Annotated in this window: 22 protein-coding genes; 20 read left to right on the forward strand and 2 right to left on the reverse strand. The window is 64.5% G+C overall.

Annotated features, from left to right (window positions below):
- Positions 1-23 precede the first annotated feature (23 nt).
- On the reverse strand, positions 24-860 hold the full coding sequence (queF, locus tag ACU8YE_RS13485) for an NADPH-dependent 7-cyano-7-deazaguanine reductase QueF (protein WP_232041918.1): 837 nt from the start codon (positions 858-860) through the stop codon (positions 24-26).
- Positions 860-2,380: a threonine ammonia-lyase, biosynthetic gene (gene ilvA / locus ACU8YE_RS13490; protein ID WP_232041919.1), complete on the reverse strand. Its 1,521-nt coding sequence runs from the start codon at positions 2,378-2,380 to the stop codon at positions 860-862. The genes queF and ilvA overlap by 1 nt, the downstream gene beginning before the upstream one ends.
- Positions 2,381-2,522: 142 nt before the next feature.
- Between ilvA and ACU8YE_RS13495 the strand changes: the two genes are divergently transcribed.
- The 20 genes from ACU8YE_RS13495 to clsB all read left to right on the forward strand — a co-directional run bounded on the left by ACU8YE_RS13495 (position 2,523) and on the right by clsB (position 26,026).
- Positions 2,523-3,440, forward strand: a complete 918-nt coding sequence (locus tag ACU8YE_RS13495) for an ion channel (RefSeq protein WP_260803086.1) — start codon at positions 2,523-2,525, stop codon at positions 3,438-3,440.
- 31 nt (positions 3,441-3,471) lie between these two features.
- A complete protein-coding gene (locus tag ACU8YE_RS13500) occupies positions 3,472-4,719 on the forward strand; it encodes a nucleoside recognition domain-containing protein (RefSeq protein ID WP_446928927.1) in 1,248 nt (415 codons plus the stop codon).
- 57 nt (positions 4,720-4,776) lie between these two features.
- Complete coding sequence (locus ACU8YE_RS13505; protein ID WP_232041923.1) at positions 4,777-5,358, forward strand: YqaA family protein; 582 nt, start codon at positions 4,777-4,779, stop codon at positions 5,356-5,358.
- Positions 5,359-5,559: 201 nt separating this feature from the next.
- Positions 5,560-9,594: a DUF3683 domain-containing protein gene (locus ACU8YE_RS13510; RefSeq protein ID WP_414560159.1), complete on the forward strand. Its 4,035-nt coding sequence runs from the start codon at positions 5,560-5,562 to the stop codon at positions 9,592-9,594.
- Positions 9,591-10,034 (forward strand): HIT family protein, encoded by a 444-nt coding sequence (locus ACU8YE_RS13515; RefSeq protein ID WP_232041925.1) that lies wholly within the window; start codon positions 9,591-9,593, stop codon positions 10,032-10,034. The genes ACU8YE_RS13510 and ACU8YE_RS13515 overlap by 4 nt, the downstream gene beginning before the upstream one ends.
- A 114-nt stretch (positions 10,035-10,148) precedes the next feature.
- Complete coding sequence (locus tag ACU8YE_RS13520; protein ID WP_232041926.1) at positions 10,149-11,993, forward strand: ABC transporter ATP-binding protein/permease; 1,845 nt, start codon at positions 10,149-10,151, stop codon at positions 11,991-11,993.
- Between the two features lie 32 nt (positions 11,994-12,025).
- Positions 12,026-12,442, forward strand: coding sequence for a gamma-butyrobetaine hydroxylase-like domain-containing protein (locus ACU8YE_RS13525; RefSeq protein WP_232041927.1), 417 nt, complete (start codon positions 12,026-12,028; stop codon positions 12,440-12,442).
- 52 nt (positions 12,443-12,494) lie between these two features.
- Positions 12,495-13,226, forward strand: a complete 732-nt coding sequence (gene ubiE, locus ACU8YE_RS13530; RefSeq protein ID WP_232041928.1) for a bifunctional demethylmenaquinone methyltransferase/2-methoxy-6-polyprenyl-1,4-benzoquinol methylase UbiE — start codon at positions 12,495-12,497, stop codon at positions 13,224-13,226.
- A gap of 127 nt (positions 13,227-13,353) precedes the next feature.
- Positions 13,354-14,403: a Tim44 domain-containing protein gene (locus ACU8YE_RS13535; protein ID WP_446928928.1), complete on the forward strand. Its 1,050-nt coding sequence runs from the start codon at positions 13,354-13,356 to the stop codon at positions 14,401-14,403.
- A gap of 148 nt (positions 14,404-14,551) precedes the next feature.
- Positions 14,552-15,208, forward strand: a complete 657-nt coding sequence (locus tag ACU8YE_RS13540; RefSeq protein ID WP_446928929.1) for a ubiquinone biosynthesis accessory factor UbiJ — start codon at positions 14,552-14,554, stop codon at positions 15,206-15,208.
- The gene (gene ubiB / locus ACU8YE_RS13545) at positions 15,205-16,782 is read left to right on the forward strand and encodes a ubiquinone biosynthesis regulatory protein kinase UbiB (protein WP_232041931.1); all 1,578 of its coding nucleotides are present in this window, start codon (positions 15,205-15,207) and stop codon (positions 16,780-16,782) included. The genes ACU8YE_RS13540 and ubiB overlap by 4 nt, the downstream gene beginning before the upstream one ends.
- Positions 16,783-16,805: 23 nt before the next feature.
- Positions 16,806-17,435, forward strand: coding sequence for an SAM-dependent methyltransferase (locus ACU8YE_RS13550; protein WP_446928930.1), 630 nt, complete (start codon positions 16,806-16,808; stop codon positions 17,433-17,435).
- 230 nt (positions 17,436-17,665) lie between these two features.
- The gene (locus ACU8YE_RS13555; protein ID WP_232041933.1) at positions 17,666-19,105 is read left to right on the forward strand and encodes a sodium:solute symporter family protein; all 1,440 of its coding nucleotides are present in this window, start codon (positions 17,666-17,668) and stop codon (positions 19,103-19,105) included.
- A gap of 245 nt (positions 19,106-19,350) precedes the next feature.
- Positions 19,351-19,695, forward strand: a complete 345-nt coding sequence (locus ACU8YE_RS13560) for an FmdB family zinc ribbon protein (protein WP_232041934.1) — start codon at positions 19,351-19,353, stop codon at positions 19,693-19,695.
- Between the two features lie 31 nt (positions 19,696-19,726).
- The gene (locus ACU8YE_RS13565) at positions 19,727-20,464 is read left to right on the forward strand and encodes a DUF502 domain-containing protein (protein ID WP_232041935.1); all 738 of its coding nucleotides are present in this window, start codon (positions 19,727-19,729) and stop codon (positions 20,462-20,464) included.
- 96 nt (positions 20,465-20,560) lie between these two features.
- Complete coding sequence (gene aspS, locus ACU8YE_RS13570) at positions 20,561-22,387, forward strand: aspartate--tRNA ligase (protein ID WP_232041936.1); 1,827 nt, start codon at positions 20,561-20,563, stop codon at positions 22,385-22,387.
- 163 nt (positions 22,388-22,550) lie between these two features.
- Positions 22,551-23,411 carry a hypothetical protein gene (locus tag ACU8YE_RS13575; protein ID WP_446928931.1) on the forward strand — a complete coding sequence of 287 codons (861 nt, stop codon included), beginning with the start codon at positions 22,551-22,553 and terminating at the stop codon, positions 23,409-23,411.
- Between the two features lie 116 nt (positions 23,412-23,527).
- A complete protein-coding gene (gene nudB / locus ACU8YE_RS13580) occupies positions 23,528-24,013 on the forward strand; it encodes a dihydroneopterin triphosphate diphosphatase (RefSeq protein ID WP_260803081.1) in 486 nt (161 codons plus the stop codon).
- A 1-nt stretch (position 24,014) separates the two neighbouring features.
- Positions 24,015-24,761 carry an endonuclease/exonuclease/phosphatase family protein gene (locus tag ACU8YE_RS13585; RefSeq protein WP_252691761.1) on the forward strand — a complete coding sequence of 249 codons (747 nt, stop codon included), beginning with the start codon at positions 24,015-24,017 and terminating at the stop codon, positions 24,759-24,761.
- Positions 24,758-26,026: a cardiolipin synthase ClsB gene (gene clsB, locus ACU8YE_RS13590; protein WP_260803079.1), complete on the forward strand. Its 1,269-nt coding sequence runs from the start codon at positions 24,758-24,760 to the stop codon at positions 26,024-26,026. The genes ACU8YE_RS13585 and clsB overlap by 4 nt, the downstream gene beginning before the upstream one ends.
- The last annotated feature ends 11 nt before the right edge of the window (positions 26,027-26,037 follow it).

Here is a 26,037-nt window from a genome sequence, read left to right on the forward strand (position 1 = left end):
CGTGTCTTGCGTAGCGTCAGCGCTTACTGACGTGCATTGCGCAGGTTATCCGGCCACGGCGTGTTGTAGTTTGTGCGGAACGGGTTGATGTCCAGCCCGCCGCGCCGCGTGTAGCGCGCATACACGGCCAGCTTGACGGGCCGGCACTGGCGCAGGATGTCGGTAAAGATCCGCTCCACGCATTGCTCGTGAAACTCGTTGTGCTCGCGGAACGAAATCAGGTACTTGAGCAGCCCTTCCTGGTTGATCGGCGCACCCACGTAGCGGATTTGTACGCTGCCCCAGTCCGGCTGGCCCGTCACAAGGCAATTGGACTTCAGCAGGTGCGACACCAGTGTTTCTTCGACCGGGCTTTCTTCCTCATCGGCATGCAGCAGCTCGGGCGTGGGCTGGTAGACGTCGGTTTCGATGTCCAGGCGGTCGAGCAGCAGGCCATCGAGCTCGCCCATCTTCTGCCGGGCAAATTCCTCCTGCGGCACGATGCGCACTTGCACCGGCGCGCCGCACGCCTCCGACAAATCGTGGTGAATCAACTGCTGCAGCGCTTCGTGCGACGCCACCTTCGTCTGGTTGAACGAATTCAGATACAGCTTGAACGACTTCGATTCAACGATGTTGGGCGAGTCCGCCGGCACGATCACGGTACCGACAGCCACCTGCGGCTTGCCGCGCAGGTTCAGCCACGACAGCTCGTACAGGTTCCAGAGATCCACGCCGAAGAAGGGCAGGGGCGTGCCGGCGGCGAGACCGATCTCGTCGCGCTTGCCCTGGCGCGGAATCGGAAACAGCAGGCTCGGGTCGTACTCCGTCTTGTAGGCGGAGGTCTTGCCCAGCGGCGAATGTTCGGGTTGGTTGCTCATCACAAAAACAGGCTGTAGACGGGGTTTTCGCTTTCGTCCCAATAGGTATAGCCCAGCGTGGCGAGGAACGCCTTGAACTCGCGCTTCTCGTTCTTCGGTACCTGGATGCCGACGAGGATGTTGCTCGAATCCGCGCCCTGATTGCGGTAGTGAAACAGGCTGATGTTCCAGTTCGGGCTCATGCTCGAGAGGAATTTCATCAGCGCGCCGGGCCGCTCGGGAAACTCGAACCGGTAGAGATGCTCGTTTTCCGCCAGCGGCGAACGCCCGCCCACCATGTAGCGGATGTGCTGCTTGGCCAGTTCGTCGTTGGACAGGTCCAGCGTCGGGAAACCGTGTTTGCGGAAGTTCTCGGCAATCTTGTCGCCCTCCGCGCGCGACGCAATCTGCACACCCACGAAGATATGCGCGGCGTCCTTGCTGGCGATGCGGTAGTTGAACTCGGTCACGTTGCGCGACCAGCCGACCAGCTCGCAGAAGCGCTTGAAGCTGCCGCGCTCTTCGGGAATCGTCACGGCAAACACGGCTTCACGCGCCTCGCCCACTTCGGCGCGCTCGGCCACGAAGCGCAGGCGGTCGAAGTTCATGTTGGCGCCGCTGGCCACGGCCACCAGCGATTCGTTCTTCAGCTTGTGCGTCTCGGCATACTGCTTGAGGCCAGCCAGCGCCAGCGCGCCGGAAGGCTCCAGCAGGCTGCGCGTGTCCTGGAACACGTCCTTGAGCGCCGCGCAGATGGCATCCGTATCCACGGTGATGATCTCGTCGACCAGCTCCCGCGTGATGCGGAAGGTTTCCTTGCCCACCAGCTTGACCGCGGTGCCGTCGGCAAACAGGCCGACGTCTTTCAATTCGACGCGCTTGCCCGCCGCCACCGAACGCGCCATGGCGTCGGAATCCACACTCTGCACGCCGATCACCTTGACGTCCGGCCGTACGGCCTTCACGTAGGCCGCAACGCCGGAGATCAGACCGCCACCGCCGATCGAGCAGAAGATGGCGTGAAGGGGCTGCGGATGCTGGCGCAGGATTTCCATGGCGATCGTGCCCTGACCGGCAATCACGTCGGGATCGTCGAACGGGTGCACGAAGGTATAGCCGTGCTTTTCCTGCAGCTTGGCGGCGTGGTTGTAGGCGTCGGAATAGCTTTCACCGTGGAGCACGACCTCGACCCACTCGCCGCCGCGCGAGCGCACGCCGTCGATCTTCAACTGCGGCGTCGTCACCGGCATGCAGATCACGGCCTTGCATTCCATCCGGGCCGCGCTGAAGGCCACCCCCTGCGCGTGGTTGCCCGCCGACGCCGTAATCACCCCGCGCTTGCGCTCGGCCGGCGTGAGCGAGGCCATCTTGTTGTAGGCGCCGCGCAGCTTGAACGAGAACACCGGCTGGTCATCCTCGCGCTTGAGGTAGACACGGTTGCCGGTGCGCGCCGACAGGTTGGGCGCGAACTTCAGCTCGGTTTCCACCGCGACGTCATAGACCTTCGCGGTCAGGATCTTCTTGAGGTAATCGATGGCCATGGTGCGGACCGGGTTGGACGTGAACAGAGCCCGTAAGCCTATCACGCGGCGTCTTGTGCGCCTTGTCGGACCGGCGTGCCGGTCGGTACACTGCCTCGGCCGCGTCCGGGCGGGCGCGGCGCATCATCGGCGAGAGGCCTCCATGAACACCCCGTCGTCTTCCTCGGAGCGTGCCGGGCGCGCACGCCGCGGTCGCAAAGTCTGGTCTGGCACGCAGCACGTCATTGCCTACGGCATGCCGCCGCTCGGCTGGCGTGACCTTTATCACCACGCGCTTGAAGTCAACTGGCCGACCTTTTTCGCGCTGCTGGCGACGATGTTCCTGGCGCTGAATGCGGTATTCGCGGGGCTGTATTCGCTGGGCGACGGCGCGATCGCGAACCAGTCGCCGCCGGGCTTCGTCGGGGCCTTCTTCTTTAGCGTCGAGACGCTGGCCACGGTGGGCTATGGCGACATGCACCCGCAAACGCTCTATGCCCACGTCATCGCCACGCTGGAGATCTTCATCGGCATGTCGGGCATCGCCATGGCGACGGGGCTGGTATTTGCGCGGTTCTCGCGCCCGCGCGCCAAGATCATGTTTGCCCGCAACGTTGTCGTGCGGCCGCTCAACGGCAGGTCAACGCTGATGCTGCGGGCCGCCAATGCGCGCCAGAACGTCATCGCGGAGGCCACCGCCCGGCTGCGCCTGATGCAGGACGAGGTCTCGCCCGAGGGCTACTCGATCTACAAGATCCACGACCTGAAGCTGGAGCGCAGCGAGCATCCGATCTTCCTGCTGGGCTGGGTGATGATGCATGTCATCGACGAAACCAGCCCGCTGCATGGCGCCACCGCAGAATCGCTCGCCGCCGGTGACGCCTTGCTGCTGCTCACCATCGAGGGCGCCGACGAGACCGCCGCGCAAAACGTGCAGGCGCGCTATTCCTGGCGGCATGACGAGATCCGCTGGAACTATCGGTATGCCGACCTCATCCGCGACGAGGGTGGCGTCACGTCGGTCGACTACGACAACTTCCACCTGATCCATCCGATCGAGACGCCCCCGCAGGCACAATGAGCGGCTTGTCCGATTCCAACGCGCAAACCCCGTGGCCCTGAACCTCGTCTGGCTCGCCTTCTTCCTCGTTGCCTTCGTCACCGCATGCGTTCAGGTGGTGCAGGGCGACATGGAAGTCTTCTCCCGCATGCTGACCGGCATGTTCGATGCCGCGCGCACCGGTTTCGAAATTGCGATCGGCCTGACCGGCATGATGGCGCTGTGGCTGGGCATCATGCGCGTGGGCGAGCGCGCCGGCGTGGTCGATCTGTTTGCGCGGCTCGTGAACCCGCTGATGCGGCACCTGTTTCCCTCCGTGCCAGCCGGCCATCCCGCCAACGGCGCGATGATGATGAACGTCTCGGCCAACGTGCTCGGGCTGGATAACGCCGCCACGCCGCTCGGTCTGCAGGCCATGCGCGAGTTGCAGCAGATCAACCCGCAGCCGCAGCGCGCCAGCGATGCGCAGTTGATGTTCGTGGTGCTCAACACGGCTGGCGTGACGCTGGTGCCGACGTCCGTGATCGCCATCCGCCAAGCCATGGCGGTCAAGCAGGGGCTGGTCGGCTTTAACGCGGCAGACATCTTCCTGCCGACCTTGCTGTCCACGTTCATCGGCTTCTGCGCGGGCATTGCGGCGGTGGCGTGGTACCAGCGCATCAACCTGTTCAAGCCTGCGCTGCTGGCGTATTTCGGCGGCTTTGTCGCGGCGATGGGGCTGCTGTTCGCATGGCTGCGCCAGTTTCCGCCGCAGCAAATGGCCGCGTGGATCGGCCTCATTGGCGCGGGCGTCATCCTCACCATCGTCGTGGCGTTCCTGGTCTGTGGGGCAATTCGTCGCATCAACGTGTACGAAACGTTCGTCGATGGCGCCAAGGACGGCTTCCAGGTGGCAATCGGCATCGTCCCGTATCTGGTCGCGGTGCTGGTCGGCATTGCCGTGTTTCGCGCGGCGGGGTGCATGGATTTCCTGATGCAAGGGCTTTCCGCGCTATTCGCGCACCTGGGCATCGACACGCGGTTTGTGCCCGCGCTGCCCGTGGGGCTGATGAAGACGCTGTCCGGCGCCGGTGCGCGCGGCCTGATGGTCGACGTGATGACCACGTACGGCGTCGATTCCTTCCAGGGCAAGCTGGCCGCCATCATCCAGGGCTCGACCGAGACCACGTTCTACGTGCTGGCGGTGTACTTCGGCAGCGTCGGCATCAAGGACACGCGTTATGCATTGGCGTGTGGCCTGTGGGCCGACCTGATCGGGTTGATCGGCGCCGTGCTGGTCGCCTATCTGTTCTTCGCCTGAGCGGCTAGGGCGGCCCCCAAGCGACGCCGCGACCGCCCGCCCTCTACAATCGACCGCATGGAACAGTGGATCGACACGCTTTTTGCCACGCTCGCCCTGCCCAAGGTCGGGCTGCCTGCCATCTTCGTCGTCAGTTTCATCTCGGCGACCCTCCTGCCGCTGGGCTCAGAGCCGGCGGTTTTTGCTTACATCAAGCTCAATCCGGACATGTTCTGGCCGGCCATCGTCGTGGCCACGCTCGGCAACACGCTGGGCGGTGTGGTCGATTGGTGGATGGGCTACGCGGCCAAGCTGGCGTTGGTGCGCTACCACCTTGCGCGCCGCCGCCGTCAGCACAACACCGAGCACGCCCAGCACGTGCCGCACCCCAAGCGCCACCGCGAGCCTCCGCTCGATAAAAAATACTTCCGCTGGATGCGCCGCATTGGGCCGGCGTCCCTGTTGGTGTCTTGGCTGCCCGGCATTGGCGACCCGCTCTGCACGCTGGCCGGCTGGCTGCGCCTGAAGTTCTGGCCCAGCGTCATGTACATGGCCATCGGCAAATTCCTGCGCTATCTGGCCATGACTGCGGCCTTGATGACCCTCCCCGACGGCTTCTGGCACGGCATCCTCGGTTGGATCAAGAGCGTGATGATGTGACGTTTGCGTGGCGCAAGCCGCACTTTGGCGGCCTTACGCTTTTCGCAAGCCATTGAAAACGCGGCGGTTTTGCCGCCCATGTCACCGGCAGGGATACCGTTGCTGCGACGCATCAACGGCGCACGTTGCAGTACAATCGCCCTTTAAAGACCGCGCGGCTTGGGCCCTCTTTGCCGCGCCCTCCCTCCCCAGCGGCACGCCATGAATGCCCCACTTCTGATCGACGCCAAACTCACGGCGCAGGACGCTGCGCCCCGGCTGCGCGAGATTCCCTACAACTACACCTCGTTCTCGGATCGGGAAATCGTCATCCGTCTGCTGGGCGAGTCTGCGTGGCAAATCCTGGACGAACTGCGCGCCGAGCGTCGCACCGGCCGATCGGCACGCATGCTGTACGAAGTGTTGGGCGACGTTTGGGTGGTGCGCCGCAACCCCTATCTGCAGGACGACCTGCTCGACAACCCGAAGCGCCGGCAGATGCTGATCGACGCACTCAATCACCGCTTGGCGGAGATCGAGAAGCGCCGCGTGGCCGACCACGATTCGCACCACGACCCCGTGGGCGACGAGCGTGCCAGCAAGGTCGAGCAACTGGTCGTGCATGCACGCCGCGCCGTCAAGGCATTCCAGGAAGAATTCGCCCAGGTGTACGACCTGCGCCGTCGCGCACAGAAGGTGCTCGGCCGCGTCACCGCGAAGGACAACATCAAGTTCGACGGCCTGTCGCGCGTGTCGCATGTGACCGACGCCACCGACTGGCGGGTCGAATATCCGTTCGTGGTGCTCACGCCCGATACGGAAGAAGAGATTGCCGGGATCGTCAAGGGCTGCTTCGAGCTGGGTCTGACCATCATCCCGCGCGGAGGCGGTACCGGCTACACCGGTGGCGCCGTGCCGCTCACACCGTTCTCGGCTGTCATCAATACGGAAAAGCTGGAGCGGCTGGATGCGGTCGAGATGACGGACCTGCCGGGCGTCGACCATCCCGTGGCGACCATCTACTCGGGCGCCGGCGTGGTCACGCGTCGCGTGGCAGATGCGGCTGACAAGGCTGGCCTCGTCTTCGCCGTGGACCCGACTTCGATAGACGCGTCGTGCATTGGCGGGAACGTCGCCATGAACGCGGGCGGCAAGAAGGCCGTGCTGTGGGGCACCGCGCTGGACAACCTCGCCTGGTGGCGCATGGTTGACCCGGATGGCAACTGGCTCGAAGTCCAGCGCCTCAATCACAACCTCGGCAAGATTCACGACGCGCCGGTCGTCACGTTCGAGCTGAAGTGGTTCGACGGCAACGCGCCGGTCGGCGCCAAGCTGCTGCGCACCGAAACGCTCACCATCGAAGGCCGCAAGTTCCGCAAGGAAGGGCTCGGCAAGGACGTCACCGACAAGTTCCTGGCCGGCCTGCCCGGCGTGCAGAAGGAAGGGTGCGATGGCATCATCACGAGCGCGCGCTGGATCCTGCATCGCATGCCCAAGTCGATCCGCACCGTGTGCCTGGAGTTCTTCGGCCAGGCGCGCGACGCGATCCCGAGCATCGTCGAGATCAAGGACTACCTCGACGCCGAGACCAAGAAGCCCGGCGGCGCGATCCTCGCCGGTCTGGAGCACCTGGACGAGCGCTACCTGCGCGCGGTCGGCTACGCCACCAAGAGCAAGCGCAACGCGTTTCCGAAGATGGTGCTGATCGGCGACATTGTTGGCGACGACGATGATGCCGTGGCGCGCGCCACCTCGGAAGTGATCCGTCTAGCGAACGGCAAGAGCGGCGAAGGTTTCGTGGCCGTGAGCCCCGAAGCACGCAAGAAGTTCTGGCTCGACCGCTCGCGCACGGCTGCGATTGCGAAGCACACCAACGCCTTCAAGATCAACGAAGACGTGGTGATCCCGCTCAATCGCATGGGCGAATACACCGACGGCATCGAGCGCATCAACATCGAACTGTCGATCAAGAGCAAGCTCAAGCTGACCGACGCGCTGCTCGATTTCTTCGCTGGCAGCAACCTGCCGCTCGGCCGCACCGACGACGCCAACGAGATCCCCAGCGCAGAACTGCTGGAAGACCGCGTGCAACAGGCGCAGCAACTGCTGCGTGCCACGCGCGCACGTTGGCAATACCTGCTGGACCATCTCGACACGCCGGTCACCACGGCGCGCGCGAGCCTCATCGGCCTTGGCCTGGGCTACCTTGCGCAGACCATCGACGACCGTCTGGTGAATCAGCCCGACGCGAACCTGTTCCATCTGCTGCAGGATCGGACGATCCGCGTGTCGTGGAAGGCGGAGATTCGCGCAGAGCTGCGCAAGATCTTCAACGGCGGCGAGTTCAAGCCGATCCTCGACGAAGCCCAGGCGATCCACAAGAAGGTGCTGCGCGGCCGCGTGTTCGTGGCGCTGCACATGCATGCCGGCGACGGCAACGTGCACACCAACATCCCCGTCAACTCGGATGACTACGACATGCTGCAGGACGCCCACAAGGCGGTGGCCCGCATCATGACGCTCGCGCGTTCGCTGGACGGCGTGATCTCGGGCGAGCACGGCATCGGCATCACCAAGCTGGAATTCCTCACCGACGAAGAGATCGCCGACTTCGCTGCCTACAAGCGCCGCGTCGATCCGAACGGCCGCTTCAACAAGGGCAAGCTGCTGCGCGACATCAACGACCCGCAAGGCCTGGCTGCCGATCTGCGCAACGCCTATACGCCGTCGTTCGGCCTGATGGGGCACGAGTCGATCATCATGCAGCAGAGCGACATCGGCGCCATCTCGGAGTCGATCAAGGACTGCCTGCGCTGCGGCAAGTGCAAGCCGGTGTGCGCCACGCACGTGCCGCGCGCCAACCTGCTGTACAGCCCGCGCAACAAGATTCTTGCCACCTCGCTGCTCATCGAGGCCTTCCTGTACGAAGAGCAGACGCGCCGCGGTGTGTCGGTCAAGCACTGGGAAGAGTTTGCCGATGTGGGCGACCACTGCACGGTCTGCCACAAGTGCGTGACGCCGTGCCCGGTCAAGATCGACTTCGGCGATGTGTCGATGAACATGCGCAACCTGCTGCGCAAGATGGGGCAGAAGAAGTTCAACCCCGGTACCGCAGCGGCGATGTTCTACCTGAACGCGACCAACCCCGAGACGATCAACCTCACGCGCAAGGTGATGTTCGACTGGGGCTACAAGGCGCAGCGTCTGGGCAACGACATCCTGAAGAAATTCGCGAAGAAGCAGACCGCCCGTCCGCCCGCTACGGTCGGTAAGCCGCCGGTGCGCGAGCAGGTGATTCACTTCATCAACAAGAAGATGCCGGGCAACCTGCCCAAGAAGACGGCGCGTGCCTTGCTGGACATCGAGGACAACGAGATCGTCCCGATCATCCGCAACCCGAAGGCGACCACGCCGGACAGCGAGGCGGTCTTCTACTTCCCGGGCTGCGGCTCGGAGCGCCTCTTCTCGCAGGTGGGTCTGGCCACGCAGGCAATGCTGTGGCACGCCGGCGTGCAAACGGTGCTGCCGCCGGGCTACCTGTGCTGCGGTTATCCGCAGCGGGGCACCGGCCAGTTCGACAAGGCCGAGAAGATCGTCACCGATAACCGCGTGCTGTTCCACCGCGTGGCCAACACGCTCAACTACCTCGACATCAAGACGGTAGTGGTGAGCTGTGGCACCTGCTACGACCAGCTTGCCGGATATGAATTCGACAAGATCTTCCCGGGTTGCCGGATCATCGACATTCACGAATACCTGCTGGAGAAGGGCGTGAAGATCGACGGTGTGCAGGGCACGCGGTACATGTATCACGACCCCTGCCACACCCCGATCAAGACCATGGACCCGACCAAGCTGGTCAACCAGCTGATGGGCGGCAACATCGGCGCCGACGGCCAGACCCGCGCGATCGAGAAGAATGACCGCTGCTGCGGCGAGTCGGGCACGCTGGCGATTTCGCGCCCCGACATCTCCACGCAGGTCCGCTTCCGCAAGGAAGAGGAGATGCAGAAGGGCGCCGACAAGCTGCGCAGCCTTGGCCAGACCAACGGCCAGGGCGAGGCGTTCAACGGCGACGTGAAGATCCTCACGAGCTGCCCGGCGTGTCTGCAGGGTCTGTCGCGCTACACCGAAGATGTCTCGGTGCAGGCCGACTACATCGTGGTCGAGATGGCGCGTCATGTGCTCGGCGAGACCTGGCTGCAGGACTACGTTGCGCAGGCCAACGCCGGCGGCATCGAGCGCGTGCTGGTGTGACGACGATCGAGCGGACGCCAGGCTGCGCGCTGTGCGAGGCGGATGGCGGCGAGCCCGTCTGGCGTAATGCCAAGGCGCGCGTGGTGCTGGTCGAGCACGCGCGCTTTCCGGGCTTCTGCCGTGTCATCTGGAACGACCATGTGGCCGAGCAGACCGACTTGTCCGATGCCGATCGCCACTGGCTGATGGAAGTCGTCGCCCGGGTCGAGCGCGTGCTGCGCGCCGAACTGGCGCCGGACAAGATCAACCTCGCCAGCTTCGGAAACTTCGTGCCGCATCTGCATTGGCACGTCATTCCGCGCTATCGGTGGGATACACATTTTCCGGAAGCCGTGTGGGGCCCCGAGCAGCGCGCGCCCGATACCGCGCGCATGGCCGAGATCACGGCCAAGCTGCCGGCGCTGTCGTACGCGCTGCAAGCGGCGCTGGCCGACGCTTGAGCCCGTCGGCGATAGCGTCGGGTAACGCCTGGTAACGCATCGCCACGTCGTGCGCGGAACCCCTGTGGCGCGCACAACGTCTGACTCTCTTTCTGTTGCGCCAACGCCCTCGCCATGACGACTCCGCGCACCGCCGCCACGCCCGATTCCCACAAGGATTCCATCTCCGAACTGACCGTCCATCATGGGCGGCTCAATCTCTCGGAGACCTGGCAACTGATTCGTCCGTACTGGTTTTCGGATGATCGCCACAAGGCGTGGGGTCTGCTTGCCCTGGTGATCGGCCTGAACCTGTTCCTGGTCTACATGAACGTGCTGTTCACCGATTGGAACCGGCTTTTCTACAATGCGCTCGAGCAGAAGAACTACGGCGAATTCTGGGCGCAGCTGCTGCGTTTCTCATGGATTGCCGCGCTGCTGATCATTGGCTCGATCATGCGGCTGTACTACTCGATGATGTTGCAGATGCGCTGGCGGACGTGGATTACCGGCAGCTTCCTCGACGACTGGCTCGGCAAGCAGGCGTTCTACCGCCTCGAGCAGACGCGCAGCGCCGACAACCCCGACCAGCGGATTGCCGACGACCTGCGCACCTTCACCGATGCAACGCTCACCTTGGCGCTGGGGTTCCTGAATTCGGCTGTGACGCTGGTGTCGTTCTTCGGCATCCTGTGGGCGGTGTCGGGGCCGCTGGCGTTCAGCCTGGGTGGCCACGACTTCGTGATTCCCGGCTACATGGTGTGGTTTGCGCTGCTGTACTCGATCGTGGGCTCGGTCATCATCCATTTCGTGGGGCGGCCGCTGATCGGGCTGTCGTTCCAGCAGGAACGTTACGAGGCGTACTTCCGTTTCCTGCTCGTGCGCGTGCGCGAGAACAGCGAGAGCATTGCCCTGTACCGCGGTGAGCCGACCGAGAAAGCCATCCTGAGCGGCCGTTTCGAACGCATCCGCACCAACTGGAATCAGTTGATGGACTACACGCGGCGCCTGACTTTCGCCAGTTCCGGCTATGCGCAGTTCGCTATCATCTTTCCATTTCTGGTGTCTGCGCCACGCTACTTTGGCGGCACACTCACGCTGGGAGGGATGATGCAGGTCGCCACCGCGTTCGGGCAGGTACAGGACGCGATGTCGTGGTTTGTCACGAACTACCGCACGCTGGTCACCTGGAAAGCGTCCACTAACCGCCTGATCGAATTCCAGCGCGCCATCCGCGCCGCCGAGCGCGAAGAAGAGCACCGCGCCGGCGTGCGCGACGTCGAGGTCGAAACAGCGGCCGTACCCGCTATCGAAGCCCGCGGTCTCGCGCTGAACCTCCCGAACCGCAAGCCAGAAGACTTGCTGGTCGAGCCATTCGACATGACGCTCGCACGCGGTGAGCGCGTACTCGTCAATGGCCCGTCGGGCTGCGGCAAAAGTACGCTGGTCCGCGCCGTGGCGGGTATCTGGCCGTATGGCAGCGGCCGCATCGAGGTGCCGGACGATGCCCGCGTCCTGTTCCTGCCGCAGCGCAGCTATCTGCCGTCCGGGACGCTGGCCGATGCGCTTTCGTATCCGGATCTGGCCACCCAGTACACCGCTGAGCGTCTGACCCAGGTGTTGAACGCGTGCCGGTTGCCGGCACTGACCGACCTGTTGGACGAGGTGAGCAACTGGAGCCTGCGCCTGTCCCCCGGCGAGCAGCAGCGCTTGGCTTTTGCGCGGGCGTTGCTGCAGCGCCCCGATTACCTTTTCCTCGACGAGGCCACCAGCGCACTCGACGAAGACACCGAGGCGTTCATGTACAGCCTGATGCTCGAATCGATGCCTGATGTGACCATCGTCAGCGTGGCACACCGCAGCACGGTGGCACGATTCCACCATCGCCGCCTGCGCTACATCCCCGAGGGCGATCCGTTGACTGCGGTAAGCTATCGGGTGGTGGAAGAGCCTGCGCACATGGCACTGGCAGCTTCCTGAAACACAGTTTTTGACTCGACGAGACGTTTTTCATGGCCGGACTTTCCGCCGACACCCCGCACCCGACCGGCATCACCGTGCATACGCAATCACGCGTGCTGGAGATCGCCTTTGCCGATGGCAAGCAGTTCAGCCTGCCGTTCGAATACCTGCGCGTGCTGTCGCCGTCGGCCGAAGTGCAGGGGCACGGGCCCGGCCAGGAAGTGCTGCAGACCGGCAAGCGCGAGGTGGGCATCGTCGGCGTCGAGCCGGTGGGCAATTACGCGATCCGGCCGCTGTTCTCCGACGGCCACGATTCGGGCATCTTCGATTGGGCTTACCTGTACCGCCTCGGCATCGAGCACGACATGCTGTGGCAGGCCTATCTCGATCGCCTGGCCGCTGCCGGCGTCGACCGTGACGCCCCGATGGCCGAGAACGCCGGTCACGCCTGCGGCCACAGCCACTGATTTCCGATTCACTTCGCAGCGCCTGCGCGCTGCATCCGTATCCCTTTCTGTCATGAGCCAAACCCACTTCGGATTCCAGCAGGTCGAAGAGCAGGAGAAGGCCGGCAAGGTTGCCGGCGTGTTCCATTCCGTCGCGAGCAAGTACGACGTGATGAACGACCTGATGTCCGGCGGCCTGCACCGCGTGTGGAAGATGTTCACCATCGCCCAGGCAGCGGTGCGCCCGGGCTACAAGGTGCTCGATATTGCCGGGGGCACAGGTGATCTGGCCAAGGCTTTTGCGCGCCAAGCCGGCCCCACCGGCGAGGTGTGGCTGACCGATATCAACGAGTCGATGCTGCGCGTCGGCCGTGACCGCCTGCTCGACGCCGGCGTGCTGACGCCCACTGCGCTGTGCGACGCCGAGCACATTCCCTTTCCGAATGCTTACTTCGATGTGGTGACAGTGGCTTTCGGCTTGCGCAACATGACGCACAAGGATCGCGCGCTCGCTGAAATGCGCCGCGTGGTGAAGCCAGGGGGCAAGGTCATGGTGCTCGAGTTCTCCAAGGTGTGGCAGCCGCTGGAGAAGGCCTACGACCTGTACTCGTTCAAGGTGCTGCCGTGGTTGGGCAGCAAAGTGGCGGGCGACCCCGAGAGCTACCGCTACCTGGCCGAGTCCATCCGCATGCACCCGGATCAGGAAACGCTCAAGCAGATGATGGAACAGGCCGGATTGGACTCGGTCGAATACTTCAATCTGACAGCGGGGGTCGTGGCGCTGCACGTCGGCCGTCGCCTCTAAGTGTTTCCGTCGTTCCACCAGATGGGCGATGTAGCGCGCTGCGGCGATATGCCACGATCCTTCACATTGAATTTCGGCATTGACGTCTTCATCTAACGGCGTCACTGCCATTGGAGAGAAGACAGCGATGAGTTTGCACTGGGGTGGAAAATTGATGGCGGGCGCGCTGGTCGCGACGCTCGCACTGGGCACGGCAATCGACGCCAACGCCAAGCGCATGGGCGGCAGCCGCAGCATCGGCAAGCAGTCGTCCACCGTGACGCAACGCCAACAGACGCCGCCGGCCACAACGCCGTCGCCGACACAGCAGGCCGCACCCGCCGCGCAACCCTCGCCGGCTGCACCGGCTCCGACGGCGCCGGCCGCAAAGCCCGGACGTAACTGGGGCGGCATGCTGGGTGGCTTGGCAGCCGGTCTGGGTATCGGTTATCTGCTGTCGAAGTTCGGTCTGGGCGCGGGCCTTGCCTCGTTGTTGTCGAACCTGATCCTGATCGCGCTCGTCGCGTTCGTGGTGATGTGGATCATCCGCAAGGTGCGCGGGAGCCGTCCGCAAGGTCCGGCCTACGCCACGGGTGGCCCGTCGCTTGGCGGCGACCGTGAGCCGTACGTGCCGCAACCTGCCGCACCGGCCCCGCAGGCTTCCGCACCGGCGGCCGCATCGCTCAACACCGGCAATACGTCGGGCCTGGGCGCTGGCGCGGCAACCGCTGCGCAGTCGTGGAGCCTGGGCGGTCCGGCGGCTTCCAGCGCGCAGGCCATCAACGCGCAGCCTGCTGCGGCCGCACCGCAGCAGCCGTGGGGCGTGCCGGCAGATTTCGATACGCAAGCCTTCCTGCGCAACGCCAAGGTCTACTTCATCCGCCTGCAGGCGGCTTGGGATGCCGGCAATCTCAATGACATCCGCGAGTTCACTACGCCGGAGATGTTTGCCGAGATCAAGATGGACCTGGCTGACCGCGGCACGTCGCCCAACAAGACCGACGTGGTCTCGGTCGAAGCCGAAATGCTGGGCATCGAAACGCAAGCCGCCGAGTACCTCGCGAGCGTGCGCTTCTCGGGCATGATCCGCGAAGAAGCCAATGCGCCGGCGCAGCCGTTTGCCGAGGTATGGAACCTGACCAAGCCGACGCAGGGTGCGGGTGGCTGGGTGTTGGCGGGTATCCAGCAGCTGCAGTGATGCTGTAACAACTTGAAGCGCCGCAAAACGGCCGTTTCAACATTCCCCGTAAAATAGGGCCCGACCGTCTGGTTCGGGCCTTTTTTTTGTCGCCCGCCACCAGCCCCGCTTCTTGCTGCTTTCTTGCTGTTTTGCGCACCATCACCGCATGTCTTCGACAGCCACTTCGTCTCCGTTTCCGCTTGTGCTGATGCAGCCGCTGCTGCTCGCGCTCAACCATCTGCTGCACCAGGAGCCCTGGGCGCAGGAGACACTGCGCCCGTTCGCGGGCCGCGTGGCGCGCTTTAACCTGGCGCCCATGTCGATGACCTTGCAGGTGGATGCCACCGGCTTGGTGACCGCTCCCGACCCTGATGTTGAACCGGCCGTGACGGTTGTCGTACCGCTCGCGGCCGCTGCGGGCGATTACGCCACGGGCGGGCAGGCCGCCGTGCTCAAGCACGTGCGCATCGACGGCGAGGCCGAATTTGCCAACGTGCTGTCCACGCTGCTGCGCAATCTACGCTGGGATGCGGCGGAAGATCTCTCGCGCGTGTTTGGCGACGTGATCGCGCAGCGTATGGTGAGCGGCGCGCAGGCCGCCCGCACCGAGGCCACGCGCGTCAGCCGTTCGCTGGCGGAATCGGTGGCGTCGTACCTGACCGATGAGCAACCGACGCTCGTGCGCCATGCACGCCTCGCGCAGTTCGCCGCCGACGTGGCGGCACTGCGTGATGCCGAAGCGCGTCTGGTCAAGCGGCTGGAGCGGCTCGAAAAGCTCCCGCGACCTGCTGCCCGGACCGCTCGTCAGGGTGAATCGGCATGACGCGCTTCTTCCGGCTGGGCAAGATTGTTTTCGTCATCCTGTATTACGGGCTGGATCAGCTCGCGTTGTCGGGCTTCAAGAGCCGCCGCATTCGCGCGCTCGTCTGGCTGCTGACGCTGGGTCGCAAGCCCAAGCTCCCGCGCGGTGAGCGCCTGCGCCTGGCGCTTGAACAGCTCGGCCCCATCTTCGTGAAGTTCGGGCAGGTGCTGTCGACGCGGCGCGATCTGCTACCGCCCGACGTGGCCGACGAGCTGGCCAAGCTGCAGGACCGCGTGCCGCCGTTCGACCCGAAGGTGGCGGCAGCCATCGTGGAGAAATCGCTCGGCAAGCCGCTGTCTGCGCTGTTCCATCGTTTCGATCATCATCCGGTGGCGAGCGCGTCGATCGCGCAGGTGCATTTCGCCACGCTGCGCGGCGGCCCGGACGACGGCCGCGAGGTGGCGGTCAAGGTGCTGCGCCCCGGCATGCTGCCCGTGATCGATAGCGACCTTGCGCTCATGCGGGACCTCGCTACCTGGATGGAAAAACTGTGGGCCGATGCCAAGCGCCTGAAGCCGCGCGAGGTGGTCGCCGAGTTTGACAAATACCTCCACGACGAGCTCGACCTGATGCGCGAGGCGGCCAACGCCAGCCAGTTGCGCCGCAATTTTGCCAAGTCCGACCTGTTGCTGGTGCCGGAGGTCTTCTGGGATTGGTGCACGTCTGAAGTGTTCGTGATGGAGCGCATGCACGGCATGCGAATCTCGCACACCGAAGAGCTGCGCGCTGCCGGCGTCGACATGCACAAGCTCGCGCGCGACGGCGTGGAGATTTTCTTCACACAGGTCTTCCGTGACGGCTTTTTCCACGCAGACATGCACCCCGGCAACATCCTGGTGAGCGTGGCGCCCGAGACGCTGGGCCGCTATATCGCGCTGGATTTCGGTATCGTCGGGGCGCTGTCGGAGTTCGACAAGAACTACCTCGCGCAGAACTTCCTGGCGTTTTTCCAGCGCGATTACCACCGCGTGGCCGTGCTGCACATCGAGTCCGGCTGGGCGCCGGAAGAGACGCGCGTGGAAGAACTCGAAGGGGCCATCCGCGCATGCTGCGAGCCGTATTTCGATCGGCCGCTGGGTGAAATTTCGCTGGGTCTGGTGCTGATGCGGCTGTTCCAGACCTCGCGCCGCTTCAACGTGGAAGTGCAGCCGCAGCTCGTGCTGCTGCAGAAGACCCTGCTCAACGTCGAGGGCCTTGGCCGCCAGCTCGATCCGGATCTGGACCTGTGGAAGACGGCCAAGCCATTCCTCGAACGCTGGATGCACGAGCAGATCGGCTGGCGCGGCTTTGTCGAGCGCCTGAAGGTCGAGGCGCCGCAGTGGGCCAACAAGCTGCCCGACTTCCCGCGGCTGGTGTACCAGATTCTGGATCGCCGCTCCCGCGAGGATGGCAACGCGCAGACCGCGGCGCTCACAGCGCTGCTTGCCGAGCACAAGCGCACGAACCGGCTGTTGTCCGCGGCCTTGCTGTTCGTCGGCGGCTTCGCGGTCGGCATCATCGCGACGCACGTGCTCGCCTGGATGGGCCGTTACTGAACCGCTGTCAACTTTCGAGCGCCATGGCCCAACCGCCCGTCTTCCAGTCTCGTGACGCCGCCGATCCCGCTTTCTGGGACGAACGCTTCAGCCGCGAGCACACGCCCTGGGACGCCGCCGGTGTGCCCGCCGCGTTCCGGCAATTCTGCGAAGCGCAGCCCGCGCCGCTTTCCACGCTGATTCCCGGTTGCGGCAACGCCTACGAAGCCGGCTGGCTGGCCGAGCGCGGCTGGCCGGCCACGGCCATCGACTTTGCGCCGAATGCCGTGGCATCGGCCAAGGCCGTGCTGGGTCCGCACGCCGACGTGGTCGAGTTGGCGGATTTCTTCCGCTTTTCGCCGCCTCGTCCGGTGCAATGGATCTACGAACGCGCTTTCCTGTGCGCCATGCCGCGTCGTCTGTGGCCAGATTACGCCGCGCAGGTGGCAAAACTGCTCCCGCCTGGCGGGTTGCTGGCCGGCTTCTTTGCCGTGGTGGAAGGCCGTGAGGCGGCGCCCAAGGGGCCGCCGTTCGAGACCACGCAACCCGAGCTGGATGCGCTGTTGTCGCCGGCGTTCGAGCGCATCAGCGATATGCCCATCGCCGAGGCCGATTCCATTCCGGTGTTTGCCGGGCGTGAGCGCTGGCAAGTCTGGCGCCGCCGCGCCGATTGATGCGTTTTCCCGGTCAGTGTTGGTGCAAAGCAACATGGGCCGTGGTCAACAAAAAGCCTACCGACGCCCGTTGCGGGCGGGTGCCTGGAAATCTGGCAAACGGGGCGGCGTTCGTGGTCGCGCCGATGCCCCGGCACCCGGTCCCATCGCTATAATCCGGCCACTTTGCCCGCGCCCAGGGGCCCAAAACCTGGCCGCCATGGGGTTTTCCAGCTTCTTTCCGCGCTGCCATGCTGATCTGGTTTGTCATTATTTACTGGGTAATTTCGGTCGGTATCGGCCTATGGGCTGCACTGCGGGTGCGCAATACCGCCGACTTCGCCGTGGCTGGCCGCAGCCTGCCGTTCTACGTCGTGACGGCAACGGTGTTCGCCACCTGGTTTGGCTCCGAGGCGGTGCTCGGGATTCCCGCAGAATTTCTCAAGGATGGCCTGCACGGTGTGGTGGCCGATCCGTTTGGTTCGTCGCTGTGCCTGATCTTGGTGGGTTTGTTCTTCGCCAAGCCGCTGTACCGGATGAACCTGCTCACCATTGGTGACTTCTATCGCAACCGCTTTGGCCGCGTGGCCGAAACGCTGACCACCTTGTGCATCGTCGTGTCGTACCTGGGCTGGGTGGCGGCGCAGATCAAGGCGCTGGGCCTGGTGTTCTACACCGTGTCTGACGGCGCGGTCTCGCAAGACCTCGGGATGATGATTGGCGCGGGCAGCGTGCTCGTCTACACGCTGTTCGGCGGCATGTGGTCGGTGGCGGTGACGGATTTCATCCAGATGATCATCATCGTGATCGGCATGCTGTACATCGGCTGGGAGGTGTCGGGGCAGGCTGGTGGCGTGGGCACGGTGGTGGCGCACGCGGCGGCTTCGGGCAAGTTCTCGTTTTGGCCGGCGTTCAACCCGATCGAGGTCATCGGCTTCGTGACGGCGTGGATCACCATGATGCTCGGCTCGATCCCGCAGCAGGACGTGTTCCAGCGGGTGACATCGTCGCGCACCGAGCGCATCGCCGGCACGGCGTCGGTGCTGGGCGGCGTGCTGTACTTCATGTTTGCGTTCGTGCCGATGTTCCTGGCGTATTCCGCCACGCTCATTGACCCGGAGATGGTCGCAAAGTACATCGACACCGATTCGCAGATGATTTTGCCGAACCTGGTGCTGCAGCATGCGCCGATCTTCGCGCAGGTGATGTTCTTCGGCGCGCTGCTCTCAGCCATCAAGAGCTGCGCGAGTGCGACGCTGCTGGCGCCGTCCGTGACGTTTGCCGAAAACGTGCTGCGCCCGCTGTTGCCCAACATGGATGACAAGCGCTTTCTGCGCGTGATGCAGGCTGTGGTGCTGACCTTCACGGTGCTGGTGACGTTGTTCGCGCTGAACTCGCATCTGTCAATCTTCCACATGGTCGAAAGTGCTTACAAGGTAACGCTCGTGGCCGCTTTCGTGCCGCTGGCCTTCGGTCTGTTCTGGAAGCGTGCGACCAAGCAGGGCGGTCTGCTGGCCATCATCCTGGGCCTTGCGGCGTGGATCTGGTGCGAAGTGTTCCTGCCTGATGCGATGCTTCCGCCACAATTGGTTGGCCTCCTGGCCAGTTTCGGCGCAATGGTCCTGGGCTCGCTCGGACCGCAGTGGATCGCGAACCGCGCGCCGACCACCAAGGCGGCCACGCAAGCCTGAGCGCCCCGCTGCAGGCGTGCGCGGTGTGCCACTTTGTCGCGCACCGCCATCGCCCGATCCGAATCTACGGTCGGGAATTCCCGCAAAAGGGTTTATAATTCAAGGCTTTGCGCGCCAGCACTTGTATGGCGCGCAGTTGCCCCAATCTTTCGCGAGCCCGTGCGTATTTCCCGCACTGCGTTCGCGGTCTGGGCGGGCAATCCAATCGCTTACTTGTCATTTGTTTGTTCCAGGGTGAGGACACCATGCCGATCTATGCTTATCGATGCGACGCCTGCGGCCACGCCAAAGATGTGCTGCAGAAGATGAGCGACGCGCCGCTGACGGATTGCCCCGCATGCGGCGCGCCGGCGTTCAAGAAGCAGCTCACTGCTGCCGGCTTCCAGCTCAAGGGCTCGGGCTGGTATGTGACGGACTTCCGCGGCGGTTCGGGCGGTGCATCGGCTGCGGCGCCCGCGACCGGTACGGCGGCCAAGGCGGATGCCGCTGCGCCCGCCGCCGCACCGGCCGCGTCGTCGGACAGCGCGTCGTCCAGTGCGAGCACGCCGGCTGCGTCCGGTGGTTGCGGCACGTCGTGCGCCTGCCACTGATCGCATCGCTCACCTTTCGGTCCATCGCCCCATGAAACAGAAAACCAGCGCACTCAAGACATGGTTCCTGACCGGTCTTCTGGTGCTTGTCCCGCTTGCGATCACGCTGTGGGTGCTGTCGCTCATCATCGGCACGATGGACCAGAGCCTGGCGCTGCTGCCGTCGGCATGGCAGCCCGATCAGCTATTTGGCCGGCGCATTCCTGGCGTGGGCGCGATTCTCACGCTGGCGTTCATCCTGATCGTGGGCGTGCTGGCGCACAACTTCATCGGCCAGAAGCTGGTGCTGTGGTGGGAAGCGCTCGTGGGCCGCATTCCCGTGGTCGGCCCGATCTATTCGAGCGTGAAGCAGGTGTCGGACACGCTGCTTTCGTCCAACGGCAATGCGTTCCGCAAGGCCCTGTTGGTGCAATACCCGCGCGAAGGCTCGTGGACAATCGCGTTCCTGACTGGCCGCCCCGGCGGTGATGTCGAGAACCACCTGCAGGGCGAGTACGTCAGCGTGTACGTGCCGACCACGCCCAACCCGACATCGGGCTTCTTCCTGATGATGCCCAAGGCTGACACCATCGAGCTGGACATGACGGTGGATGCGGCGCTCAAGTACATCGTGTCGATGGGGGTCGTGGCGCCCGAAGCGCTGCCGCGCCGCATGGACCCGCCCGATGCCTCGCCACAGACGGAGGACCGGTCGCCGGCTCAAGAGCCGCGCGACCCTTCGAATCCGACCGCGCTGCCCGCAGAGGGCGGCGCCATCGCGGCACCCTGAGCCGGCGATACGAACGAAGTCGAATCGACCCCGGCCCCCCGATCAACTTTCACGCGCGACGCTTTCTTGGCGGCGCGCTTCGCGGAAAAACACAACATGCAAATGCGTACTCAATACTGCGGTCAGGTCACCGAACAACTGCTCGGCCAGAGCGTCACGCTGTCGGGCTGGGCCCATCGTCGTCGTGACCACGGCGGCGTGATCTTCATCGACCTGCGCGACCGTGAAGGCCTGGTGCAGGTCGTGTGCGACCCGGACCGCCCGGAGATGTTCAAGGTCGCCGAAGGTGTGCGCAATGAGTTCTGCCTGCAGGTGAAGGGCGTCGTGCGCGCCCGCCCGGAAGGCACCACCAACGCCAACCTGACCAGCGGCAAGGTCGAAGTGCTGTGCCACGAGCTGACGGTGCTCAACGCTTCCGTCACGCCCCCGTTCCAACTGGACGACGACAACCTGTCCGAAACCACGCGCCTGACGCACCGCGTGCTGGACCTGCGTCGCCCGCAGATGCAGTACAACCTGCGCCTGCGCTACAAGGTCGCGATGGAAGTGCGCAAGTACCTGGACGACAAGGGCTTCATCGACATCGAAACGCCGATGCTGACCAAGAGCACGCCGGAAGGCGCGCGCGACTACCTCGTGCCCTCGCGCGTGAACGCCGGCCAGTTCTTCGCGCTGCCGCAATCGCCGCAGCTCTTCAAGCAGATGCTGATGGTGTCGGGCTTCGACCGCTACTACCAGATCACCAAGTGCTTCCGCGACGAAGACCTGCGCGCTGACCGCCAGCCCGAATTCACCCAGATCGACTGCGAAACGTCGTTCCTGACCGAGCAGGAAATCCGCGACCTGTTTGAAGAGATGATCCGCACGGTGTTCAAGAACACCATGTCGGTCGAGCTGGACGCCAAGTTCCCGGTGATGGAGTTCCGCGAGGCGATGGCCCGCTTCGGTTCGGACAAGCCGGACCTGCGCGTCAAGCTGGAATTCACCGAACTGACCGACGCCATGAAGGACGTCGACTTCAAGGTGTTCTCGGGCCCGGCCAACGCCGAAGGCGGCCGCGTCGTGGCACTGCGCGTACCGGGTGGTGCTTCCCTGTCGCGTGGCGATATCGACGCCTACACCAAGTTCGTCGAAATCTACGGCGCCAAGGGCCTGGCCTGGATCAAGGTCAACGAAGTGGCCAAGGGCCGCGACGGCCTGCAATCGCCGATCGTGAAGAACCTGCACGACGCGGCGATCGCCGAGATCCTCAAGCGCAGCGGCGCACAGGATGGCGACATCCTGTTCTTCGGTGCTGACCGCGCGAAGGTCGTCAACGACGCGATGGGTGCGCTGCGCCTGAAGGTAGGCCATTCGGACTTCGCCAAGAGCAACGGGCTGTTCGAAGACGCCTGGAAGCCGCTGTGGGTGATCGACTTCCCGATGTTCGAGTACGACGAGGATGACGCGCGCTGGGTTGCCATGCACCACCCGTTCACGAGCCCGAAGGACGAGCACCTGGAATACCTGGAAACCGATCCGGGCAAGTGCATCGCCAAGGCTTACGACATGGTGCTCAACGGCTGGGAAATCGGCGGCGGCTCGGTGCGGATCTATCGCGAAGAAGTGCAGAGCAAGGTGTTCCGCGCGCTGAAGATCAACGATGAGGAAGCGCGTGCCAAGTTCGGCTTCCTGCTGGACGCACTGCAGTACGGTGCGCCTCCGCACGGCGGTATCGCGTTTGGTCTCGACCGCGTCGTCACGATGATGGCCGGCGCGGACTCGATCCGCGACGTGATCGCCTTCCCGAAGACGCAGCGTGCGCAGGATCTGCTCACGCAGGCCCCGAGCCCGGTCGACGAAAAGCAATTGCGCGAATTGCACATCCGCCTGCGCGCCGCCGAGGCCAAAGTGGCTGCACCGACGGCCGCAACGACTGCCTAAGCGCCCGCGCTGACGCTCCACAACAAACCGCGCCGCCCGACAAGGGCGGCGCGGTTTGTTTTTGGGCGCCTGCCAGGCAACGCGCAGCAATCGGGAACATTGCGTGCTAAACCGAATCTTTCGTTTCTGTCACGTTGGGTGACAACGAAGGAGGAGTGTTTAGATGGACTACATCGACTTTGCGCGCACATGGGTCGTCGCCCACGCGGAGTTCCTGCTCACCTGGCTGATCGCCGCGCTGGTGGTGATGCTGCTGGCCTGGATCGAAATCCGCCGCGCCACCCGGCGCGCCGCCGTGGCGATGGCCGAGGCTGTGGCCACCACGGTTGCGGCCTGCGTGCCAGAGATCGCGGCAGCGGCGCAGAGCGCACATCCTGGCGTACCTGTATCGGCGACGTCTCCGGGTCTGGCGGAGGCGATGCGCGCGCTGGGTCACCTTGCGGCAGAGCGGATGCGGTGGCTGCACGCGGTCGCCAACCTGCGTTTGCCCGAAACGGCGTTGCCTCCCGCCGCACCAAGCATGCCGGTGCATCCGCTTGTCTACGACACGCCGCGCCCCCTGGCCGAAGCTCACTTGGCGGCAGAACTCCGCTTTGCCGACCACGCGCGTGTTCTGCAGGCCGAACGCCGCGCCCTGCAAGCGCTGGAGACCGCTGAACGTGAGGGCACCAGCGAATTGCATCGCATCGAGCGCGAGACTTTGGCCATCGTTGAACGCTTCGATCAGGCCAACGCTCAATCGGAGCAGACGGATGTGCAGCGCTTCCTCATTCAGAAATTCAACACGCTGGGCAATCGCGAACGCGAGTTGACCGCACAGCTCGCTGCGCTGCGCCAACAAATCGGCGAGCGTACAGAAGCGTTGTGGGCGCAATCACAGCGCGCGGCCGAAGACTATGCTGCGATGCTCGATCCGCTGCTGGCCGCGGCCCGCCGCGAGTTGGGTCACGAAACGGCGGCGGATGAGACGGCGCTGTGGCTCGCCCGCACGCGCACGGGTCAAGGGCCGCTGCGGGCTGCCTGATTGTTGCCACGGCATGGCGGCACGCTGAACGTCACGGTGGCACGCTTCTGGCTGCGGTAAGCTATTGCCTTGCAGCGCGATCGCGCCGCCCATCGAAGCACGCAGCAACCGCACCCATGTCGCACAAGATTCCCGTCTCCGTTCTCGTCGTCATTCACACGCCCGATCTGCATGTGTTGGTGATGGAGCGGGCAGATCGTCCGGGCTTCTGGCAATCCGTGACGGGCAGTTGCGATGCGCTCGACGAACCCCTGTCTGATACCGCTCGCCGCGAGGTGTTCGAAGAAACCGGTATCGACGCGGCCCAGCATCATCTGATCGATTGGGGCCACCACATCGAATACGAGATCTACCCGCATTGGCGGCACCGTTACGCACCGGGCATCACGCGCAACACCGAGCATTGGTTCGGTTTGCTGGTGAGTGGCAAGGTGCCGGTGCGGATGTCCCCACGCGAGCATGTGCAGGCCGAATGGCTGCCCTACCAGGATGCCGCCGCGCGGTGCTTCTCCCGCAGCAACGCCGAGGCCATTTTGCAGTTGCCCGAACGCCTTGCTGCCTATCACGCGCGTCAGGCCGCACTGACAAAGGACCGAGCCTGACATGCTCCGTTTGCGCGTTGCCACCTACAACATCCACAAAGGCGTGACAGGCATCGCGCGGCGCGTGCGCGTGCATGACGTGCGGCAGGGCCTGCATACGATGGACGCCGACATCGTCTTCCTGCAGGAAGTACAGGACCGCAACGACCGCCTGGTTGCCGCCGAGCTGTTCGATCCGAACTACACGCAGCTGCGCTACCTTGCGACCGACGTCTATCCGCACTCGGTCTATGGCCGCAACGCCGTCTACGAGCATGGCCACCACGGCAACGCTATCCTCTCGCGGTTCCCGATCCTGCTGTCGGAAAACCTCGATATCTCCGACCACCGTTTCGAGCAGCGCGGCCTGCTGCACGCCGTGACCGATCTCGGCTTTGGAGAGGTCCATTTGCTGTGCGCTCACTTCGGCCTGTTTGCCCGCAGCCGGTTGCGGCAGGCAGAGGCGCTCGTCGATCGCGTGCGTTCCGTCGTGCCACCGGATGCGCCGCTGGTGGTGGCGGGTGATTTCAACGATTGGAACAACCGGCTCGATCGCATGATCTGCCAGGCGCTGGGTGCGACCGAAGTGGCCGACAAGGCCGCCGATGCGCGCCCGGTGCGCACTTTCCCGAGCCACATGCCCTGGTTGCGGCTGGACCGCATTTACGTGCGCGGGTTTGAGATCGAACGTGCGCATGCGTTGACGGGCCGCGAATGGGCGCAGCGCTCTGATCACGTGCCCCTGCTGGCGGAACTGGCACATTCATGAGGGTCGTTCGCGATGCAGGGCCGCTGCGCTCGGAGTGGCGGCGGGGTAAGCCCCTGCCGGGCAACGACGTCGACCTGCTGTGCGGCGGTGCCGAGTTCTTCCCAGCCTTGATCGAGGCAATCGACGCCGCGCAACGCCGCGTTGCGCTCGAAACCTACATCTACAGCGACGACGCCACCGCCCACAGCGTGACAGAAGCGCTCGCCCGCGCGGCGCGCCGCGGCGTGGATGTCAACCTGACCATCGACGGCTTCGGCACCGGGCTGCTGCCCGACAGCATCGGCGCAATGCTCGAAGCGGCGGGCGTGAGCTTGCGCATCTATCGTCCGGTGCGCGGCTTTCGCCTGCAGCGCCGCTACTTGCGACGGCTGCATCGGAAGATCGTCGTCATCGATGACGACGTGGCGTTCGTGGGCGGCATCAACATCATCGACGACCTGAATCACGCGCCATTTCACGACGCTGCGCTGGGGCCGCGTTACGACTTTGCAGTGCGGGTACGCGGGCCGCTGGTCGCGCAGATTGCGCTGACCGTCGACCGGCTCTGGTGGCAGATGGGCGTACGCGCTGGCATGCGGGAGGTGGGCGTCACAGGCGTTGCCGCCGAGTTTCCGGTGATGACGGATACGCCGCGGCCACGGCATCGCGGCGCTTCCGGACGAGAAAGTGAGCGCGCACCGGGCACCGTGTTGGCTTCGCTGGTGCTGCGTGACAACGTCCGTAACCGGCGTGCGATCGAACGCGAGTATCTGCGCGCGCTGGGTGTGGCGCGGCACGAGGTGATCATTGCCAACGCGTACTTCCTGCCGGGCGTGCGTTTCATGCGCGCGCTGGCTGCATGCCGACGGCGCGGTGTGCGCGTGCGGCTGTTGCTGCAGGGGCAGGTCGAATATCGGTTGCAGCACTACGCGACGCGGTCGCTGTATCACATGCTGTTGCGCGACAACGTTGAGATCCACGAATACACGTCCAGCTTCCTGCATGCCAAGGTAGCCGTGGTGGACGATCGATGGGCCACGATCGGCTCCAGCAACATCGACCCGTTCAGCCTGCTGCTGGCACGCGAAGCCAACGTCGTCGCGTGGGATGCGACCGTGGCCAACGAATTGCGCGGCGCACTTGAAGACGCGATCACTCATCACGCACGCCGCGTCCTGGCTGATGAGCACGCAGCGCGCCGCTGGTGGTGGCGCCTGGCAGATTGGTGCGCCTACCGCCTCGTGCGCCTTGGCGTCGTCATCAGCGGGCGCGCAGCGCAGTATTAGCGGTGCAGGCA

The sequence above is a fragment of the Ralstonia sp. VS2407 genome (genome assembly GCF_052950655.1).

What these genes read in the sequence shown, in the direction of transcription:
- ilvA (WP_232041919.1), bottom strand. Translation starts at nt 2,380, where the DNA reads ATGGCCATCGATTACCTCAAGAAGATCCTGACCGCGAAGGTCTATGAC.
- ACU8YE_RS13550 (WP_446928930.1), top strand. Translation starts at nt 16,806, where the DNA reads ATGGCCCAACCGCCCGTCTTCCAGTCTCGTGACGCCGCCGATCCCGCT.
- nudB (WP_260803081.1), top strand. Translation starts at nt 23,528, where the DNA reads ATGTCGCACAAGATTCCCGTCTCCGTTCTCGTCGTCATTCACACGCCC.
- ACU8YE_RS13565 (WP_232041935.1), top strand. Translation starts at nt 19,727, where the DNA reads ATGAAACAGAAAACCAGCGCACTCAAGACATGGTTCCTGACCGGTCTT.
- ACU8YE_RS13535 (WP_446928928.1), top strand. Translation starts at nt 13,354, where the DNA reads ATGAGTTTGCACTGGGGTGGAAAATTGATGGCGGGCGCGCTGGTCGCG.
- ACU8YE_RS13560 (WP_232041934.1), top strand. Translation starts at nt 19,351, where the DNA reads ATGCCGATCTATGCTTATCGATGCGACGCCTGCGGCCACGCCAAAGAT.
- ACU8YE_RS13585 (WP_252691761.1), top strand. Translation starts at nt 24,015, where the DNA reads ATGCTCCGTTTGCGCGTTGCCACCTACAACATCCACAAAGGCGTGACA.
- queF (WP_232041918.1), bottom strand. Translation starts at nt 860, where the DNA reads ATGAGCAACCAACCCGAACATTCGCCGCTGGGCAAGACCTCCGCCTAC.
- ubiE (WP_232041928.1), top strand. Translation starts at nt 12,495, where the DNA reads ATGAGCCAAACCCACTTCGGATTCCAGCAGGTCGAAGAGCAGGAGAAG.
- clsB (WP_260803079.1), top strand. Translation starts at nt 24,758, where the DNA reads ATGAGGGTCGTTCGCGATGCAGGGCCGCTGCGCTCGGAGTGGCGGCGG.
- ACU8YE_RS13520 (WP_232041926.1), top strand. Translation starts at nt 10,149, where the DNA reads ATGACGACTCCGCGCACCGCCGCCACGCCCGATTCCCACAAGGATTCC.
- ACU8YE_RS13495 (WP_260803086.1), top strand. Translation starts at nt 2,523, where the DNA reads ATGAACACCCCGTCGTCTTCCTCGGAGCGTGCCGGGCGCGCACGCCGC.
- ACU8YE_RS13505 (WP_232041923.1), top strand. Translation starts at nt 4,777, where the DNA reads ATGGAACAGTGGATCGACACGCTTTTTGCCACGCTCGCCCTGCCCAAG.
- ACU8YE_RS13510 (WP_414560159.1), top strand. Translation starts at nt 5,560, where the DNA reads ATGAATGCCCCACTTCTGATCGACGCCAAACTCACGGCGCAGGACGCT.
- ACU8YE_RS13525 (WP_232041927.1), top strand. Translation starts at nt 12,026, where the DNA reads ATGGCCGGACTTTCCGCCGACACCCCGCACCCGACCGGCATCACCGTG.
- ubiB (WP_232041931.1), top strand. Translation starts at nt 15,205, where the DNA reads ATGACGCGCTTCTTCCGGCTGGGCAAGATTGTTTTCGTCATCCTGTAT.
- ACU8YE_RS13575 (WP_446928931.1), top strand. Translation starts at nt 22,551, where the DNA reads ATGGACTACATCGACTTTGCGCGCACATGGGTCGTCGCCCACGCGGAG.
- ACU8YE_RS13540 (WP_446928929.1), top strand. Translation starts at nt 14,552, where the DNA reads ATGTCTTCGACAGCCACTTCGTCTCCGTTTCCGCTTGTGCTGATGCAG.
- ACU8YE_RS13555 (WP_232041933.1), top strand. Translation starts at nt 17,666, where the DNA reads ATGCTGATCTGGTTTGTCATTATTTACTGGGTAATTTCGGTCGGTATC.
- aspS (WP_232041936.1), top strand. Translation starts at nt 20,561, where the DNA reads ATGCAAATGCGTACTCAATACTGCGGTCAGGTCACCGAACAACTGCTC.